This window comes from Polaromonas sp. P4_H1 (genome assembly GCF_056400945.1).
Genome location: NZ_JBFUKG010000013.1, coordinates 26,730 through 43,871, shown reverse-complemented (window position 1 = coordinate 43,871; position 17,142 = coordinate 26,730). Strand labels below are relative to the sequence as shown.

Annotated in this window: 16 protein-coding genes; 7 read left to right on the top strand and 9 right to left on the bottom strand. The window is 63.2% G+C overall.

The genetic code is table 11. The features are described 5' to 3' along the window. Nucleotides 1-27 precede the first annotated feature (27 nt). A complete protein-coding gene (locus AC1DS5_RS17085) occupies nucleotides 28-1,071 on the bottom strand; it encodes a patatin-like phospholipase family protein (RefSeq protein ID WP_477719446.1) in 1,044 nt (347 codons plus the stop codon). Between the two features lie 328 nt (nucleotides 1,072-1,399). On the opposite strand from AC1DS5_RS17085, the gene AC1DS5_RS17080 reads away from it, so the two are divergent. Further along, nucleotides 1,400-4,825: an adenylate/guanylate cyclase domain-containing protein gene (locus AC1DS5_RS17080; protein ID WP_477719445.1), complete on the top strand. Its 3,426-nt coding sequence runs from the start codon at nucleotides 1,400-1,402 to the stop codon at nucleotides 4,823-4,825. A gap of 250 nt (nucleotides 4,826-5,075) precedes the next feature. Here AC1DS5_RS17080 and AC1DS5_RS17075 read toward each other — a convergent pair whose 3' ends face one another. From AC1DS5_RS17075 to AC1DS5_RS17050, 6 genes are all read right to left on the bottom strand, one after another. Continuing rightward, nucleotides 5,076-5,831, bottom strand: a complete 756-nt coding sequence (locus tag AC1DS5_RS17075) for a sulfite exporter TauE/SafE family protein (protein ID WP_477719444.1) — start codon at nucleotides 5,829-5,831, stop codon at nucleotides 5,076-5,078. Nucleotides 5,832-5,986: 155 nt separating this feature from the next. Beyond that, nucleotides 5,987-6,967 (bottom strand): Bug family tripartite tricarboxylate transporter substrate binding protein, encoded by a 981-nt coding sequence (locus tag AC1DS5_RS17070; protein ID WP_477719443.1) that lies wholly within the window; start codon nucleotides 6,965-6,967, stop codon nucleotides 5,987-5,989. Nucleotides 6,968-7,039: 72 nt separating this feature from the next. Further along, nucleotides 7,040-8,038 (bottom strand): Bug family tripartite tricarboxylate transporter substrate binding protein, encoded by a 999-nt coding sequence (locus AC1DS5_RS17065; RefSeq protein ID WP_477719442.1) that lies wholly within the window; start codon nucleotides 8,036-8,038, stop codon nucleotides 7,040-7,042. 172 nt (nucleotides 8,039-8,210) lie between these two features. Continuing rightward, nucleotides 8,211-9,413, bottom strand: a complete 1,203-nt coding sequence (gene pcaF / locus AC1DS5_RS17060) for a 3-oxoadipyl-CoA thiolase (RefSeq protein ID WP_477719441.1) — start codon at nucleotides 9,411-9,413, stop codon at nucleotides 8,211-8,213. Between the two features lie 96 nt (nucleotides 9,414-9,509). Then, on the bottom strand, nucleotides 9,510-10,151 hold the full coding sequence (locus AC1DS5_RS17055; protein ID WP_477719440.1) for a 3-oxoacid CoA-transferase subunit B: 642 nt from the start codon (nucleotides 10,149-10,151) through the stop codon (nucleotides 9,510-9,512). Between the two features lie 52 nt (nucleotides 10,152-10,203). Further along, nucleotides 10,204-10,920, bottom strand: a complete 717-nt coding sequence (locus tag AC1DS5_RS17050; protein ID WP_477719439.1) for a 3-oxoacid CoA-transferase subunit A — start codon at nucleotides 10,918-10,920, stop codon at nucleotides 10,204-10,206. 170 nt (nucleotides 10,921-11,090) lie between these two features. Between AC1DS5_RS17050 and AC1DS5_RS17045 the strand changes: the two genes are divergently transcribed. After that, a complete protein-coding gene (locus AC1DS5_RS17045; protein WP_477719438.1) occupies nucleotides 11,091-11,894 on the top strand; it encodes an IclR family transcriptional regulator domain-containing protein in 804 nt (267 codons plus the stop codon). A gap of 104 nt (nucleotides 11,895-11,998) precedes the next feature. Here AC1DS5_RS17045 and AC1DS5_RS17040 read toward each other — a convergent pair whose 3' ends face one another. Next, a complete protein-coding gene (locus tag AC1DS5_RS17040) occupies nucleotides 11,999-12,220 on the bottom strand; it encodes a hypothetical protein (RefSeq protein ID WP_477719437.1) in 222 nt (73 codons plus the stop codon). A 213-nt stretch (nucleotides 12,221-12,433) separates the two neighbouring features. On the opposite strand from AC1DS5_RS17040, the gene AC1DS5_RS17035 reads away from it, so the two are divergent. Continuing rightward, the gene (locus tag AC1DS5_RS17035) at nucleotides 12,434-12,868 is read left to right on the top strand and encodes a DUF1841 family protein (RefSeq protein ID WP_477719436.1); all 435 of its coding nucleotides are present in this window, start codon (nucleotides 12,434-12,436) and stop codon (nucleotides 12,866-12,868) included. Between the two features lie 314 nt (nucleotides 12,869-13,182). On the opposite strand, the gene AC1DS5_RS17030 is transcribed toward AC1DS5_RS17035, so the two are convergent. Further along, nucleotides 13,183-13,848, bottom strand: coding sequence for a c-type cytochrome (locus AC1DS5_RS17030; RefSeq protein ID WP_477719435.1), 666 nt, complete (start codon nucleotides 13,846-13,848; stop codon nucleotides 13,183-13,185). A gap of 159 nt (nucleotides 13,849-14,007) precedes the next feature. Between AC1DS5_RS17030 and AC1DS5_RS17025 the strand changes: the two genes are divergently transcribed. The 4 genes from AC1DS5_RS17025 (at nucleotide 14,008) to AC1DS5_RS17010 (ending at nucleotide 17,131) form a co-directional block, all read left to right on the top strand. Continuing rightward, nucleotides 14,008-14,862, top strand: a complete 855-nt coding sequence (locus tag AC1DS5_RS17025) for an AAA family ATPase (RefSeq protein ID WP_477719543.1) — start codon at nucleotides 14,008-14,010, stop codon at nucleotides 14,860-14,862. Nucleotides 14,863-14,879: 17 nt separating this feature from the next. Continuing rightward, nucleotides 14,880-15,107, top strand: a complete 228-nt coding sequence (locus AC1DS5_RS17020) for a hypothetical protein (protein WP_477719434.1) — start codon at nucleotides 14,880-14,882, stop codon at nucleotides 15,105-15,107. A gap of 2 nt (nucleotides 15,108-15,109) precedes the next feature. Continuing rightward, on the top strand, nucleotides 15,110-15,697 hold the full coding sequence (locus AC1DS5_RS17015) for a GNAT family N-acetyltransferase (RefSeq protein WP_477719433.1): 588 nt from the start codon (nucleotides 15,110-15,112) through the stop codon (nucleotides 15,695-15,697). A gap of 201 nt (nucleotides 15,698-15,898) precedes the next feature. Then, complete coding sequence (locus AC1DS5_RS17010; RefSeq protein WP_477719432.1) at nucleotides 15,899-17,131, top strand: vWA domain-containing protein; 1,233 nt, start codon at nucleotides 15,899-15,901, stop codon at nucleotides 17,129-17,131. The last annotated feature ends 11 nt before the right edge of the window (nucleotides 17,132-17,142 follow it).

Sequence of the window (17,142 nt, the reverse complement as noted above, 5' to 3'; positions counted from 1 at the left end):
CGGACCCATCCAATCACCGTTTTCTAGTTAAAGAAATTCCCTACCGATGTCGATGCTTGAGCGCTGGCCGATGTGGTGGTAGTTTTCCTCGAGCCACGCCTCGGCCTCAATCCGTCCCTTGTCACGCAAGGAGCAGAGGAAGTCCCAGTCGGCGTTGTACTTGCTCGATACACCGAGCGCGGCCATGGTCTGGTCGGACCGGATCGAGTGGATCAACACCTCCTTCATCTCGCCACGATCGAGCTTGCCTTTCTGGATCAGTTCGGTGACGAAGGCGATCGCACGCATCTCACGCATGAGTGACGAATTGAAGCTCACTTCGTTGACGCGGTTGAGAATGTCGGCCGGACTGGTCGGTACGCCGGGGCGCACAATCGGGTTGATATGGACCACCACCACATCGTGTGTGCTGCAGTGGTAGATCAGCGGGAAAATGGCCGGGTTGCCGACATAGCCACCGTCCCAGTAATGTTCGCCGTTGATCTCTACCGCCTGGAACAGGGTTGGCAGGCAGGCCGAAGCAAGTACCGCATCGATACACATGTCCTGGCCCGAAAAGATGCGTATTTTGCTGGTCTCGACATTGGTGGCACAGAGATATAGTTGGATCGGGCAATGTTGGCGCAACGCGTCGAAATCGACCTGTTGCTGCAGTATCTCGCGCAGCGGATTCATGTTGTGGGGATTGAATTGGTACGGCGACAGGATGCGAAGGATCACGTCCGCCATCAGGTACAAGGGCGAGTGGTCCAACCCGAAGCTGTGGCCTCCTTTTAACCATGGCAGCTGGCGGAAGGGGCTGTAGCGCTCTGCCGATTGTGAAATAGCGCGCCAGAAATCGTGCAGCGCCTGGCGCGCGCTTTCGGAATCACCCTTTAGCAGCCCGTAGGCCAGCACTGCGGCGTTCATCGCACCCGCGCTGGTCGCGCTGACGCCTTCAATTTCAAGCCGGCCGTCCTCCAGCAATCGGTCGAGCACGCCCCAGGCGAACGCTCCGTGCATTCCGCCGCCTTGCAGGGCGAGCGCGATAGGCTTGCGCACGCTCGGCCGTTTTGTGTTCTTCGTAGCCATCGTAAACCTCCTCGGTGTTGAGTCCAGCCACGTCCCCGATGACATTGTCCGATCACGCTGCAGCGCCCGGCCATCGTTCGGGCAACGCACTGCGCCTGCCGGCCAGGAACCGGCTATACAGCGCGCCCATGCCCTTCCCATCGATGATGCCGCGCTCCTCGAACAGGAAAGGTATTGGCGTTGGTTGAATTTTGACCACATTGATGGCAAGAAAGAAATAATTCTGGTGACGGCCTGCAGTCCCTGGGCGACAAGCCCGGCGAGCTGCCTGCCCTGATAAAATTCAGGAACTGTTGCACCTTGAAACCCCGAAGGCGGGGTAAGCCTTATGCGCTGCGCAAGCTGCGGGTTCGAGAATCCGACAGGCGCCAAGTTCTGCGAGGAATGCGGCGCCGGGCTGCCGCGTGCCTGTCCGGCCTGCGGACACGAGGCGAGCGCGAGCGCCAAGTTCTGCAGCGAATGCGGCGCGCCGCTCGGCGGACCGGCCCCGAACGCGGCGCTGGGCTCGGCGCTTGCGGCCAGCGCCCCCATCGACTACACGCCCCCCTACCTGGCCGAGCGCATCCTGGCGGCACAGGCGGCCATGGAGGCCCGCGGCGCACCGGACGGTGAACGCAAAACCGTCACCGCGCTGTTCGCCGACATGGCCGGCTCGACCGCGCTGATCCACGACCTCGATCCCGAAGACGCCCGCCGCCTGATCGACCCGGTGCTGGCGCTGATGATGGACGCCGTCCATCACTACGCAGGCTATGTGGCCAAGTCGATGGGCGATGGCATCCTGGCGCTGTTCGGCGCGCCGATTGCGCACGAAGACCATGCGCAGCGGGCCCTCTATGCGGCGCTGCGCATGCAAGAGGACATGCGCCGCTACGCCGACCGCGTGCGCCTGGCCCAGGGGATAGCGCTGCAGATCCGCGTCGGCGTCAACTCCGGCGAAGTGGTAGTGCGCGCAATCCGCACCGACGACTTGCACACCGACTACGACCCGGTGGGACACACGATCCACATCGCTTCGCGCATGGAGAGCATCGCGGTGCCCGGCTCGATCGTCGCGAGCGAACATACCCACAAGCTGACCGAGGGCTATTTCGCGGTCAAGGCGCTCGGCGCGACGCCGATCAAGGGGCTGCCCGAGCCGCTCGCCGTCTTCGAAGTGCTCGGTCTTGGCCCGCTGCGCACCCGCTTGCAGGTGGCGGCCAGCCGCGGGCTGGCGCGCTTCGTCGGCCGTGCCCGCGAGCTCGAGGAACTGCGCGAAGCACGGGCGCTGGCGCAGGCCGGGCACGGCCAGATCGTCGGCGTGGTCGGCGAGCCGGGGGTCGGCAAGTCGCGGCTGTGCCACGAGTTCAAGCTGCGCGCGCCGCCCGATTGCCTGGTGCTGGAAACCTTCTCGGTCTCGCACGGCAAGGCCTATCCGTATCTGCCGCTGATCGAGCTGCTGAAGAACTACTGCCAGATCACCGCGCAGGACGACGAGCGCCGGCGGCGGGAGAAGCTCACCGGCAAGGTGCTGACCCTGGACCGCGCGCTGGAGGGCAGCCTGCCCTATCTGTTCCAGCTGCTGGGGCTCGCCGAGCCGGGCTCGACGCTGGCGCAGATGAGCCCCCAGATCCGCCGGCAGCGCACCTTCGAGGCGATCAAGCGGCTCCTGGTGCGCGAGAGCATGGCCCAGCCGCTCGAGCTGATCGTCGAGGATCTGCAGTGGCTCGACAGCGAGACCGAGGCTTTCCTCGGCTTTCTCGGCGAGAGCGTGGCCAACGCCCGCATCCTGCTGCTGGTCAATTACCGGCCCGAGTACCGGCACGACTGGGGCCACAGGAGCTACTACACCCAGCTGCGGCTGGATCCCCTGGGAAAAGACGAGGCCCAGGAACTGCTGCGAGCCCTGCTGGGCGACGCCGCCGGGCTCGCCCCGCTCGAGCACCTGATCCTGGAACAGACCGAAGGCAACCCCTTCTTCATCGAGGAAGTGGTGCAGACGCTGATCGAGGAGCAGGTGCTGCGCGGCGAGCACGGGCATTACCGTATCGAGCGGATCCCGACCGCCCTGCACATCCCGACCACTGTGCAGGGGGTGCTGGCCGCCCGCATCGATCGGCTGGGGACGGCCGAGAAAGCGCTGCTGCAGACCCTGGCGGTGATCGGCAAAGCATTTCCCTGGAGCCTGCTCGCGCGCGTCGCCCAGCAGCCCGAAGACGCGCTGAAAAGCCTGCTGGCGCAGCTGCAGGCCGGGGAATTCATCTACGAGCAGCCGGCGTTTCCGGAGGTGGAGTACAGCTTCAAGCATGGGCTGACCCAGGAGGTGAGCTACGGCTCGCTGCTGAGCGAGCGGCGCTGTGCGCTGCATGAGCGCACGGCCCAGGCGATTGAGGCCCTGTTCAGCGCCCAGCTCGAGGAGCACTGCAGCGAGCTGGCGCATCATTTCAGCCGCAGCGGCAACGCGCCGAAGGCGGTGCAATACCTCCACTGCGCCGGGCGCCAGGCGGTGCAGCGCTCCGCCGATGCCGAAGCGGTCACCCACCTCACCACGGCCCTGGCCCTGCTTGAGACCCTGCCCGATGCGCCGGAGCGCGCCAGGCAGGAACTCGCACTCCTGATCACCCTCGGTCCGGCCTGGATGGCCACCAAGGGGCACGCTGCCCCGGAAGTGGAGGCAACTTATACCCGGGCGTTGATGCTGTGTCGACAGCTCGGGGAAACGATCCAGCTCTTCCCTGCCCTGGTGGGGCTGCGCACGTTTTATCAAGTCCGTGGGGAACTGCCGACCGCACGCGAGTTGGGGGAGCAACTCCTTACGATGGCCCAAAAGGCGCAAGACCCTGCCTTGCTCGTACAAGCCCATCGGGCGTTGGGCACCAGCTTGCTCAGTCTCGGCGAGCTGGTCCCCGCCCAAGCGCAACTGGAGCAGGTCTTAGCCCTTTATGACCCTGGGCAGCACTACTCGCCTGCCGTCTTTTATGGGTCGGAGCCCGGCGTGGCGGGGCTGGCCTTCGCAGCCTTGGACCTGTGGCTGCTCGGCTATCCGGACCAAGCCCTGGCGCGCAGCCAGGCGGCGCTCGCTCTGGCTCAGACCCTGTCCCACCCTCCTGTCTCGGCCACTGCCTTGATCTTTGCCGCCGAGCTTCATCTGCACCGCCGCGAGGCGCAGCCGACGCGCGAGTTGGCGCAGGCCATCCTCGCCCTCGCGACCGAGCACGGCTTCCCGTTCTGGTTGGCTTACGGAATCATCCTCTCGGGCTGGGCGCTGGCCGAGCAGGGACGCACAGCAGAAGGCATCGAAAGGATGCAAGAGGGTTTGAGCGCCTATCGGGCCACCGGGGCGGAACTTTGGAGGCCGCATTTCCTGGCGCTGCTGGCCGAAGCCTACGGAAAAGCGGGGCAAGCCGAGGCAGGGCTGAAGACGCTGGCCGAGGCGCTGGCCATGGTGGACCGAACGCAAGAGCGCGTGTACGAGGCGGAGCTGTATCGGCTCAAGGGGGAGCTGACGCTGCTGCAGCCGAGCCGCGAGGGGGCGGGCGCCGGCGGCCGGGACGAAGCCGAAGCCTGCTTCCTGAAGGCGATCGCGATTGCTCGCCGGCAGGGCGCCCGATCGCTGGAGCTGCGCGCGGCGATGGCCTTAAGCCGGCTGTGGCGGCAGCAGGGCAAGCCGGCGGAGGCCCGCCAGATGTTGGGCGAGAGCTACGGCGGGTTCACCGAAGGCTTCGACACCGCGGACCTGCAGGAGGCCAAGGCGCTGCTCGCCGAGCTCCAGTGAAGTGTGCGTCATGGCAGCGCCATGTTCCGTGCAGACCGGCACTTCGAGGGATCCCTCCCTGATTGCTGACGGCCTGGTGCGGTGCCATCGGCGAAACGTGCACGGTCGGGCGTGCTCGTGACGTGGGGCCGCCCAAATTTTCGCCTCGCGCCGACGCGCTTCAGGTGCGGGTCGGAGCCGCTTCGGTCGCGCCGCTACGCATCCAGCCGGGTCATGCTGCCTCCTGGAACAACCTCGGGCTCAACTACACCTAGTGCAGTCCGTCCCAGACCAGCTTGCAGCCGGTGAGCAGCATGCCGACATACAGCAGCCGGTAAAAAAGCACCGGGCTGATGCGTCTGGCCAGACGCACGCCCATCCACACGCCGACCGGAGCGAGCGGCAGCAGCACCAGCGAGGTCGCCATGTTGCGCAGGTCGAGCAGACCCAGCAGCCCGTAGGGAATCCACTTGGAGAGGTTGATCACAAAAAAGAAGGCCGCCATGGTGGCGGTGAACTTGAGGGGGCTCAGGCGCATCGGAATCACATAGGCGCTCAACGGCGGCCCGCCGGCATGCGCCACAAAACTCGTGAAGCCCGAGGTCACCGTCAACAGGGCCCCCAGCCATTGGGGTGGCGGCGCGCTGTCGGGTCGGGGCGGAAACAGCAGGCGCTGCGCCAAAAACAGCAGCGTGAACACACCCACTATGCCGGCCACCATCCTGGCATCCAGCGCCTTGAAGAGCAGCGCCCCCACCACCGTGCCCACCAATCCGCAGGAAATCAGGAAGCGCAGGAACCTGAGGTCGAAATCCTTGCGGAAGGCGGCCAGGCCCAGCAGGTCCATCAGCAACAGCACCGGCATCAGGATCGCGGCAGCTTGCGGCACCGTCACGGCCAGCGCCATCACCGGCACCGCCAGTGAGCCAAAGCCCGCGCCAAACCCGCTTTTGCTGATGCCCAGCATCAGCACCGCAGGGACGGCCACCGCATAGAAAAACGGATCGGTGATCAGCGGGAAACTCACGGCGGCATGGCTTTCAGGCCCGGCCGCACGAACACGATGGCGCGCGGGGCCCTGAGGAGAGCGGTGAGACTAATGCAGTGTTGTGGGAAGGCGGCGCCATGGGGCCCGATGTTACAGGGCCGGCAACCATCAAGCGCCTCATCCTGGACGGCGATTCATTCGACCGTCGCGCCGGAGACTTTCACGATCTCGGCCCACTTGGCGCTTTCTTTCCTGATCAGGGCGGCATAGTCGGCGGGACCGCCCAGCAGGGGTACCGCGCCCTCCACCTCCAGCCGGGACTGGAAATCGGCCGAGGCGGCGATCTTGAGCATCTGCCCTGACAGCTCCCTGATGGTGGCCTCCGGCGTGCCGCGGGGCGCAAGGATGCCGTAGGTCAGGGTGCTTTCGAATCCGGCCAGGCCCGGCACACCGGACTCGGCGATGGTGGGCACCTCGGGCAGCGAGGGAAGCCGCTGGCTGCCGGTGACCGCCACGGCCCGCAGGCGGCCACTTTTGACCAGCGCCAGCGCCGGCGGGATGACGCTGAACATCATCTGCACCTGGCCGCCGATCAGGTCCGTCAGGCCGGGGACGGTGCCCTTGTACGGAATGTGGCCGATCTTGACCCCGCTCTTCTGCTCGAACATCTCGCCCGTCAGGTGGCCGCCCGTGCCGCTGCCGCTGGACGCGTAGTTGAGAATGCCGGGCTGTGATTTGGCCAGCGCCAGCAGGTCGGCCACCGTCTTCACCGATGACGAGGCTGGCACCACCAGCACCAGGGCCGACGAGGCAAACATGGCGACCGGCGCCAGGTCTTTCTGCGGGTCGTATTTCAGCTGCTTGTACAGCGCCGGGTTGATCGACACCGTGCCCGAGTGCCCCAGCAATAGCGTGGTCCCATCGCCCGGACTGCGCACGACCTGCTCCGTGCCGAGGTTGCCGCCGGCGCCGGGCTTGTTTTCCACCATCACGCTCTGATTGCGCAACTCGCCCAGGCTTTTTGCCATCTGGCGGGCGAACACGTCGTTGCCCCCACCGGGTGCGAAAGGCACGACGATTTTGATCGCTTTGGCGTTTTGGGCCCACGCTGGAGCGCCCAGCGCTGCGAGCGCGCCCAGCAGCAGGCTACGGCGTCCTGTACGAAGGTGGTTCATGCTGGCACTTTCCCAATCAACGACCCGAAGGTCCGGTGGAAGACACAAGCAGCAGACGCCGGGCAGGGCCTGTCAGTCCAGCGAGACGTTCGCCTTGCGGATCACGTCGCCGAAACGCCGGGTTTCGCTCTGCACGAACTGGTTGAACTGCTCGCGCGTCTGCGGGAAGGGCTCATAACCAAAGCTCTTGAATTTCTCAAGCACGTCGGGCTCGGCCAGCGCCTTCTCGATGTCGCGCTTGATCTTGTCGCTCACGGCGTCAGGAAGGCCCTTGGGCACCGCCATCGCATTCCAGCCGGTGACCTCGAAGCCCTGCGGACCACCGGATTCACCGACCGTAGGCACATCCGGGAAGGCCGCCACACGCTTCGGTGCCGCCACCGCCAGGAAGCGCAGCTTGCCCGCGCGCTGCAGCGGCCCCGCAGTGGCGCTGCTGCCCAGCGCGAAGGCGAGTTCGCCGGTGGAGACCGAGGTGTAGAGCTGGGTGGTTTCCTTGTAAATCACATGCTCCATCTGCGTGCCGGTTGCGGACTCAAACAGCTCCGATCCCAGGTGCACCGGATTGCCGACCGACCAGGAGCCGTAGTCCAGCTTGCCGGGGTGGGCCTTGGCATCGGCAACCAGGTCAGCGATTGACTTGTATTTGCTGGTGGTCGGCACGGTGAAGAAGAAATAGGTCTTGAACAGCGGCAGCAGCGCATCAAAGTCCTTGCTTGCGTCGTACGGCAGCTTTTTGAACAACGACGGATACGCTGCAAGGTGCACGTTGTCGAGCACGATCAGGTCGTGCCCATCCTTGCTGCCGCGCTTGAAGGCGTCGATCGCGATGAAGCCGTTGCCGCCGGGCCGGTTCTCGACCACCACCGGCTGGCCCCAGGCGCGTGACAGCTTGTCGGCCACCAGGCGCGCCACGCCGTCGGGACCACCGCCCACCGGAAACGGCGTGATGATGCGCACCGGCTTGGTCGGAAACTGCTGGGCGCCGGCCGTGGCCGGCAGCAAGCCGGCAGCAGCCAGCGCGAGTGCGGCGAGGCCCAGGGTGCGACGTGCTACAGAGAATTTGAAAGGCATGACTGTCTCCTTGTAACTATGAATTAGCTCTGAATTCCGGAAATAAAACAGGGTTCGGACGCCTGACGTCCAATAGAAAGAGAAATGCGCAGATTGCTATTAAATAAATAGCAAATCAAACCGTGACATGGCAGCTCATTGGCCGTTCAATGACGGCCCAAGGGCAAGTCGATCAGACCCGCTCAAGGATCACCGCAATGCCCTGCCCCACGCCAATGCACATGGTGCACAGCGCATAGCGCCCGCCGCCCCTGTGCAGCTGGTTGACGGCCGTGGTGGCCAGGCGGGCACCGCTGGCGCCGAGCGGGTGGCCCAGCGCAATGGCGCCGCCATTGGGGTTGACGCGCGAGTCGTCATCCTGCAAACCGAGCAGGCGCAGCACGGCCAGGCCCTGTGCGGCAAAGGCTTCGTTGAGCTCGATCACGTCCATCTGCGCCAGCGTCAGGCCGGTGAGTGCCAGCGCTTTTTGCGTGGCCGGCGCCGGGCCTATGCCCATGATGCGCGGCGCCACGCCGGCCGTGGCCATGCCGACGATGCGGGCCCTGGGTGTGAGGCCGTTTTTGGCCGCGCTGGCCTCGTCGGCGAGCAGCAGTGCGCAGGCGCCGTCGTTGACGCCGCTGGCATTGCCGGCGGTGACGGAGCCGTCGGGGCGCACCACGCCCTTGAGCTTGGCCAGCGTTTCCATCGAGGTCTCGCGCGGATGCTCGTCCTTGGCCACCACGATGGGATCGCCCTTTTTCTGCGCGATGGTCACGGGCGTGATTTCGGCATCGAAGTAGCCGGCCTTTTGCGCCGCCACGGCCTTGAGCTGGCTCGCCAGGGCCATCTTGTCCTGGTCTTCGCGGCTGATCTTGTAGTCGACGGCAACGTTTTCGGCGGTTTCTGGCATGGCGTCGACGCCGTACTTTTCCTTCATCAGCTTGTTGACGAAGCGCCAGCCGATGGTGGTGTCATACACCGCATTGGCACGGCCGAAGGCGCTCTCGGCCTTGGGCATGACGAACGGCGCGCGGCTCATGCTTTCGACGCCACCGGCGATCATCAAGTGGGCCTCGCCCGACTTGATGGCGCGGGCGGCCGTGCCCAGGGCGTCCAGGCCGGATCCGCACAGGCGGTTGATGGTGGCGCCGGGCAGCTCCAGCGGCAAGCCGGCCAGCAGGCTGGACATGCGTGCGACGTTGCGGTTGTCTTCGCCGGCCTGGTTGGCGCAGCCGAAGATCACGTCGCTCACCAGTTGCCAGTCGACGTTGGGGTTGCGCGCCATCAGGGCCTTGAGCGGGATCGCGCCCAAGTCGTCGGTGCGCACGCTGCTCAAGGCGCCGCCGTAGCGGCCGAAGGGGGTGCGAATGGCATCGCAGATAAAAGCCTGGTTCATGCAATGTCTCCTGAATCTCCGTTCAATACAGGACCTGAGCAGGACCTGGGCCCTTCAAGCCCGAACGGATTGGTTAATTAAAAAATCAAACAAAAATCAAACGGCTATCGGCAAGCCGACGAGTTTTTCCAGTTCGCCATGCGTCAGGCCCTCGACCTTGTCGATGAGCTTGAGACCCTGCGGCGTACACGCCAGCGTGGCGAGTTCCGAATAAATGCGCTTGACGCAGGCAATGGCGGTGAGCGGATAACTGCATTGCGCCACCACCTTGCTCTCGCCCTTTTTGGTGAGCAGGTCCATCATCACCCAGATCTGCTTGGCGCCCAGGGCCAGGTCCATCGCGCCGCCCACGGCGGGGATCGCCTCCTTTTCCCCGGTGTGCCAGTTGGCCAGGTCGCCTGTGGCCGACACCTGGAACGCACCGAGCACGCAAATATCAAGGTGGCCGCCGCGCATCATGGCAAAGCTGTCGGCATGGTGAAAAAACGAGCCGCCCTTGAGCAGCGTCACCGGCTGTTTCCCGGCGTTGATGAGGTCATAGTCTTCCGCGCCCTCGGCAGGCGCAGGGCCCATGCCGAGAATGCCGTTTTCGCTGTGCAACAGCACCTCGCGGCTGGCCGGGATATGGTTGGCCACCAGCGTCGGCATGCCGATGCCGAGGTTGACGGTGGCGCCTTCGTAAATGTCTTGCGCCACACGGGCGGCAAGCTGGTCTTTGGTGCGTTTCTGGTAGGTCATGGGTTGCTCCGTCCGGATGGCTGGTCAATGATGGCAAATGATCGCAACAGATTCAGGCTACGTTTTTGAAGCCGCCTGCCCGGGTTGCCACGCGGTCTATCTTCACAATCTGGTGCACGAAGATGCCGGGCGTCACGATGTGCTCGGGGTTGAGCGCTCCAAGCTCGACAATCTCGTGCACCGTGGCCACGGTTTTTGCCGCAGCCGTGGCCATCACCGGGCCAAAATTGCGCGCCGCCATGCGGTACGTCAGGTTGCCCCAACGATCGCCCTGCTCCGCCTTGATCAACGCCACGTCGCCGTAAATCGACATCTCCAGGACGTACTGCTTGCCGTTGATCTCGCGGGTTTCTTTGGCCGAGCCATCCGGATTTTTGGCCAGCTCCGTGCCGTAACCCGTGGGCGAGAAAAATGCGCCTATGCCCGCACCGGCTGCGCGAATGCGCTCGGCCAGATTGCCCTGCGGTACCAGTTCCAGCTCCAGCTTGCCGCCGCGGTAAAGCCCGTCGAACACGTGACTGTCGGCCTGGCGTGGAAAGCTGCAAATGATTTTGCGCACCCGCCCGGCCTTCAGCAGCGCCGCCAGCCCGGTCTCGCCATTGCCCGCGTTGTTGTTGACCACGGTCAGGTCTTTGGCGCCCTGCGCAATCAGGCCATCGATGAGTTCATTGGGAATACCGGCGGTGCCAAAACCTCCGATCAGGATGGTTGATCCGTCTTTCACATCCGCCAACGCATCGGCGATGGAGCGGGCAATCTTGTTGATCATTCAATTGTCTCCAACAGGGCAACAGGGCAGAAACAGGCAACACGCCAGAGTAGCGCCCGGGTGACCGGGCGCGCAAAGCCGCGAATTCAGGCAGAGTTTCCGATCCACCAGATTTTGTTCGACATTAGAACAAGAGTTCGTATAATGAATTCTAGGAGATTTTTTCAACCATGGCAAATCCCGCCTCCACACGCATCGCAGACCTTAAACCCGGCGACGGCTATGTGCAATCCTTTGCGCGCGGATTGCAGGTCATCCGCTCCTTCAGTGCCAGCGCCCCGCGCCAGACACTGACCGAAGTGGCGCAGCGCAGCGAGCTGAGCCGCGCCGGCGCCCGCCGCATCCTGCTGACCCTGGAGTCGCTCGGTTATGTGCGCAGCGAAGGCAAGCTGTTCAGCCTGACCCCGCGCATTCTCGATTTGGGATTCGCCTATCTCTCGTCCATGCCGATCTGGGACCTCGCCGAGCCCGTGATGGAAGCGCTGGTTGCGCAGGTCAAGGAATCGTGCTCGGCAGCGGTGCTCGACGACACCGACATCGTCTACGTGCTGCGCGTGCCCACACACAAGATCATGAGCATCAGCCTGGGCATCGGCTCCCGGCTGCCCGCCTACTGCACCTCGATGGGTCGCATGCTGCTGTCCGCATTGCCGGAAGCCGAGTTGATGGAGTGCCTGGAACGCTCGGACCGGACGGCCCGAACCAAGTACACCGCGATCGATGTGAAGGAGATCGCGGCCCGGATTGCGCAGGTTCGCAAACAGGGTTGGTCGCTGGTGAATCAGGAGCTCGAGGAAGGACTGGTGTCGCTGGCAGCGCCCATCACCAACCGGGCCGGCCAGATGGTGGCGGCGCTGAACATCAGCGGCCAGGCCAACCGGACCAGTGCCAAGGTGATGCAGGAAACCATGCTGCCGCAACTGCTTGCGGCGGCACAGGCCATATCGCGCATGCTGAGTGTTCAGCGCGCCTGAGATCGGCAATATCCCGAAGGGGGTTGCCCCGGGGAAAGTGGAAAGTGGAAAGTGGCCCCATCAGGCAGGAAGTTACCTGCGCCGAACGAAGGAGGCGCGGGCTTTCAGGGCTTGCGGAAACCCACCACCAGCAAAACCGCACCCAAGGCCACGGCACCGATGCTCAGCCATTGGGGAATATTGACCGACTCCTTTTCCGTGACCGTCAACTCGATGGGGCCGATTTTCGCGGTCGACCTGTCCTTGGTGAAGCTGAAACCTCCGGTGAAAAGTCCGGCCAGTCCGGCAACGATCAGGATAATTCCCGCCATTTTTGCTGCATTCATAGAATCTCCTCACCGGGCTACCGGGCTTACTCATTGCAGGGTGGCTGTGCGCCGCAACTGCGCCACCGTGAATCATGAATATACCGTTGCACACCCCCCCTGTCTGTAGGACGTGGGGACATGGGGTGCCTGTCAAGCACAAGCCCGATGAAAGCGCCAGGGCGGAAAACACCTCAAAGGCCCCGGAAGCAGGCTGCGTGATACGCTTTAGCCATGTTCACGCCTTCGCAAGCCGACGTCCGGCGATTCTTCTGTTCAGTTTATGCCAAAGCCCGCACGGGACAGGCGCTTGAGGCTATAGAAATCATAGCAAGCCAATGGATGGAGGAACACCCCGAATACCATGCGGATTTTGCGGATGCCGATGCGGCGCTTGAAAAAATGTATGACGTCGAGGCCGGCAACACCAATCCCTTCCTGCACCTCTCGATGCACCTGTCGATCAGCGAACAATGCTCGATTGACCAGCCGCGCGGTATCCGCCAGGCGGTGGAGCTGTTGACCGCGCGGCGCAACTCACTGCATGACGCGCATCACGAGGCCATGGACTGCCTGGGACAGATGGTGTGGGAAAGCCAGCGCGCAGGCCGGCCGCCGGATGGCGATGCCTACATCGCATGCGTTCAGCGCCGCGCTACGAGGGATTAGCCCCCACGTTCGCTCACTGCGTGTAGCTCTCTGCCCCCCGAGGGGGCCGCTGCGCCTGCGGCCCGGCTAAGCCGGTTCCGCGGCCCCTGCTGGGCTAGAGAGCTACCACTTCTGGCTACTAGGGCTCCCACGCTTGTCACTGCGTGTGCTGCGCTGCCCCCCCCCGAGCGAGCGCTGCGCCTGCGGCCCGGCTAAGCCGGTTCCGCGGCCCCTGCTGGAGCAGAGCCTCCCCGCTTTCCTTGGGCGGCCCGGCGGAACACTGAGCCATAAAAAAAAGCCGCTGAGACAGCGGCTTTTTTGTACTTGTTCTGCGTTCAGCGGAACTTGCTCTGAGGAATCACCTTGAGTTCACCGTCCACCGAAGCCAGGTAGTTGGCCAGCAGCTTCAGCTCGGCATTGGTGTACTGCTTGGCCATACCCGCCATGATGGCGTTGCCGCGACCCACCTTGGGGTTGTTGTCGGTCTTGTAGGCCTTGAGCGCCACGAACAGGTAATCACTGTGCTGGCCGGCAATCTTGGGATAGGCCGGATCAATCGGCTTGCTGAAATTGGCGCCGTGGCATGAAGCGCAGTTGGCCTTGTTCAGCAGGGCCTGCACATCAGCGCTGGGTTCTTTGGCCGGCTTGGCAGGCAGCTCGGCACCTTGCACCACGCCGTGGGTACTGTAAAAGGCCGCCAGGTCAGCGATGTCCTGGTCGGTCAGCGACTCGGCAATGCCGCGCATGGTGGGATGCTTGCGTTCACCTTTTTTGTAGCCGTTAAGCGCCGCCACGATGTATTTGCCCCCTTGGCCGGAAATCATCGGAACCTTGTAAATCTCGGGAAAAGACGCCTGGTAGCCCTTGATGCCGTGACAGCCAATGCACATGGCGTTCTTGGTTTCGCCGGCTTTGGCATCGCCCTTGACTTCCTGGGCCAGGCTTGAGACCGTCACACAGGAGACAGCTACAGCGAATATCGTGGTCAACAGCTTATTCATTTTGCGCGCACAATCAGGTGAGAATTCATCGTATAAAACAACTTTGGATTATATCTGGGCCTGCCAGGGCCGGTGACTGCACGCTGGCGGCCCGCGCAAGAACACTCCATTCGCGTCTACATCCCCGTCCACATCACCCCATCCATTCGACCCATGAACATGAAATTCCAAGGTTCACAAAACTACGTCGCCACCCAAGACCTGATGCTGGCCGTCAATGCCTCCGCCGCCCTGAAAAAGCCCTTGCTGGTCAAAGGCGAGCCCGGCACGGGCAAGACCATGCTGGCCGAGGAAGTGGCCCAGGCATTGGGCCTGCCCCTGCTGCAATGGCATATCAAGTCGACCACCAAGGCGCAGCAGGGTCTCTATGAATATGATGCCGTGTCCCGCCTGCGCGACTCCCAGCTGAGCACCGTCGAGGGTGGCGAAAAGGTCAAGGACATCCACAACTACATCGTCAAGGGTGTGCTCTGGCAGGCCTTCACGGCCGACCAGCCCGTCGCGCTGTTGATCGACGAGATCGACAAGGCCGACATCGAGTTTCCCAACGACCTGCTGCGCGAGATCGACCGCATGGAGTTCTATGTGTACGAAACACGCGAGCTCATCCGGGCCAAGCACCGCCCGCTGGTGTTCATCACCTCCAACAACGAGAAGGAACTGCCCGACGCCTTCCTGCGCCGCTGCTTCTTTCACTACATCAAGTTCCCCGATGCCGACACGATGAAGCAGATCGTCGATGTGCATTTCCCCGATCTCAAGAGGGAACTGCTGGCCGCCGCCATGAAAACGTTTTATGACGTGCGCAACCTGCCCGGCCTCAAAAAGAAGCCATCCACCAGCGAGCTGCTCGACTGGCTCAAGCTGCTGGTGGCCGAGGACATTCCGCTGGAAGCGCTGCACAGCAAGGACGACAAGGTGGCGGTGCCGCCGCTGGTTGGCGCGCTGCTCAAGAACGAGCAGGATGTGACGCTGTTTGAAAAACTGGTGTTCATGCAGCGCAACAACCGCTGAACCCGGAGTTCACATTCATGAACCAGAAATCATTGTTGGTGGAAGGCCTGTCGGATGCCATCGGCTTCGTCGGTGGCGCGCTCCTGGGCTACTGGATCGGGCGCCTGCTGGGGCTGGACATTTTTGCCGAAGGCTATGACAACAGCGCCATCGGCGGCATTGTGCTGGTCGGCCTGGGCGGTGGCCTGGGCCTTCAACTGGCCCGCCGCTGGAGAAAACGCCAGAAGGCCAATGGGGAGAGCTGAGCATGGCTTTTGTTGAACCCGTGAGCCTGGAAGCGCGCGGCGTGCGGCTGGTGCCGCTGGGTCTGGACCACGAAGCGGGGCTGCGGGCCGCCGCCAGCGATGGCGAACTTTGGAAGCTGCGCATCACGTCGGTACCTGAACCGCATGAAACACGGGCCTACATTGAAACCGCGCTGCAAACCGGCAACCGCCTGGCGTTTGCGGTCACCGACGCCGGCACGAGCAAGGTGCTGGGCACTTCCAGCTTTCATGACATCGTGCCGGCCATCAAACGCGTCGAGATTGGCTACACCTGGTATGCCGCCAGCAGCCAGCGTACCCACGTCAACACCACCTGCAAGCTGCTCATGCTCACCCATGCGTTTGAAACCCTGGGCTGCCATGTGGTGGGCTGGCGTACCGACAATTTCAACTTCGCCAGCCAGCAGGCCATTGAACGCCTGGGAGCCCGGAAAGACGGCGTGATTCGCGGTCACGCGCTGCGGCGCGACGGCACCATTCGCGACACCGTGATGTACAGCCTGCGCTCCGGTGAATGGCCCGAGGTCAAGGCGCAGCTGCTGTACCTGCTTGACAAACCTCGCTCTTGATATGGCCCCCACGCTTTTCACTTCGTGTAATGCGCTGCCCCCCGAGGGGGCCGCTGCGCCTGCGGTCTGGCAAAGCCAGTCCCGCGGCCCCTGCTGGGATGAAGAGCCCCCACGCTTTTCACTTCGTGTAATGCGCTGCCCCCGAGGGGCCGTTTTTCCCTTGGGGCGGCCCGACGGGAAAATTCTGCAAGAGGGTTCCCCATGCTGATTGACTTCTTCTACACCCTGCGTTCAGCCAAATTGCCGGTCTCCGTCAAGGAATACCTGATGCTGCTTGAAGCACTGGAGGCGGGTGTTGTGGGCCCGAACAGTGAAAAGAGCGGCACCAGCGACGATGAAGGAGGCGAAGGCGGTGAAGGCGCCTGGAAGATCGACGACTTCTACTACCTCAGCCGCACGGTGCTGGTGAAAGACGAAAAGCACTACGACAAATTCGACCGTGCCTTCGCCGCCTACTTCAAGGGCGTGGAGATGATTGCCGATTTCACCAAGGACATCCCGCTGGAATGGCTGCGGAAAAACCTGGAGCTGGAACTGAGTGCCGAGGACAAGGCAAAGATCGAAAAGATGGGCTGGGACGAGCTCATGGAAACGCTGAAAAAGCGTTTTGAAGAACAGAAAGAGCGCCACGAAGGCGGCAGCAAGTGGATTGGCACGGGCGGCACCTCGCCCTTTGGCGCGAACGGCTACAACCCGCAGGGCATACGCATCGGCCAGGAAAAAAGCCGCAATAAAAGCGCGGTAAAAGTCTGGGACCAGCGCGCCTACAAGGACTACGACGACACCCAGGAGCTGGGCACGCGCAACATCAAGGTGGCGCTGCGCCGCCTGCGCAAGTTTGCGCGCCAGGGCAATGCGGAAGAGCTGGACCTCGACGACACCATCCGCTCCACGGCGGCCAACGCCGGCTGGCTGGACATCAAGATGGTGCCCGAGCGCCACAACAATGTGAAGGTGCTGCTGCTGATGGACGTCGGCGGCACCATGGACGAACACATCCACCGTGTCGAGGAAATGTTCTCGGCGGTCAAGGCAGAGTTCAAGCACCTCGAGTTTTATTACTTTCACAACTGCGTCTACGACTTCATGTGGAAGAACAACCGCCGCCGCTTCAGTGAAAAGTTCCCGACGTGGGACATCATCCGCAAGTACAACAAGGACTACAAGCTCATCTTTGTCGGCGATGCCACCATGAGCCCTTACGAAATATTGCAACCGGGCGGCAGCGTCGAATACAACAACGAAGAGGCCGGCGCCGAATGGATGCAGCGGCTGACCAATGCCTTCCCGAAGTTCGCCTGGATCAACCCCGAGCCGCAGGGCGTCTGGCAATACCGCCAGAGCATCAGCGTGATCCAGCAGCTGGTCAATCAGCGCATGTACCCCCTGACCATCAAGGGACTTGAAGAGGCGATGCGCCTGCTTTCCAAGTAGGGCTCAAGTAA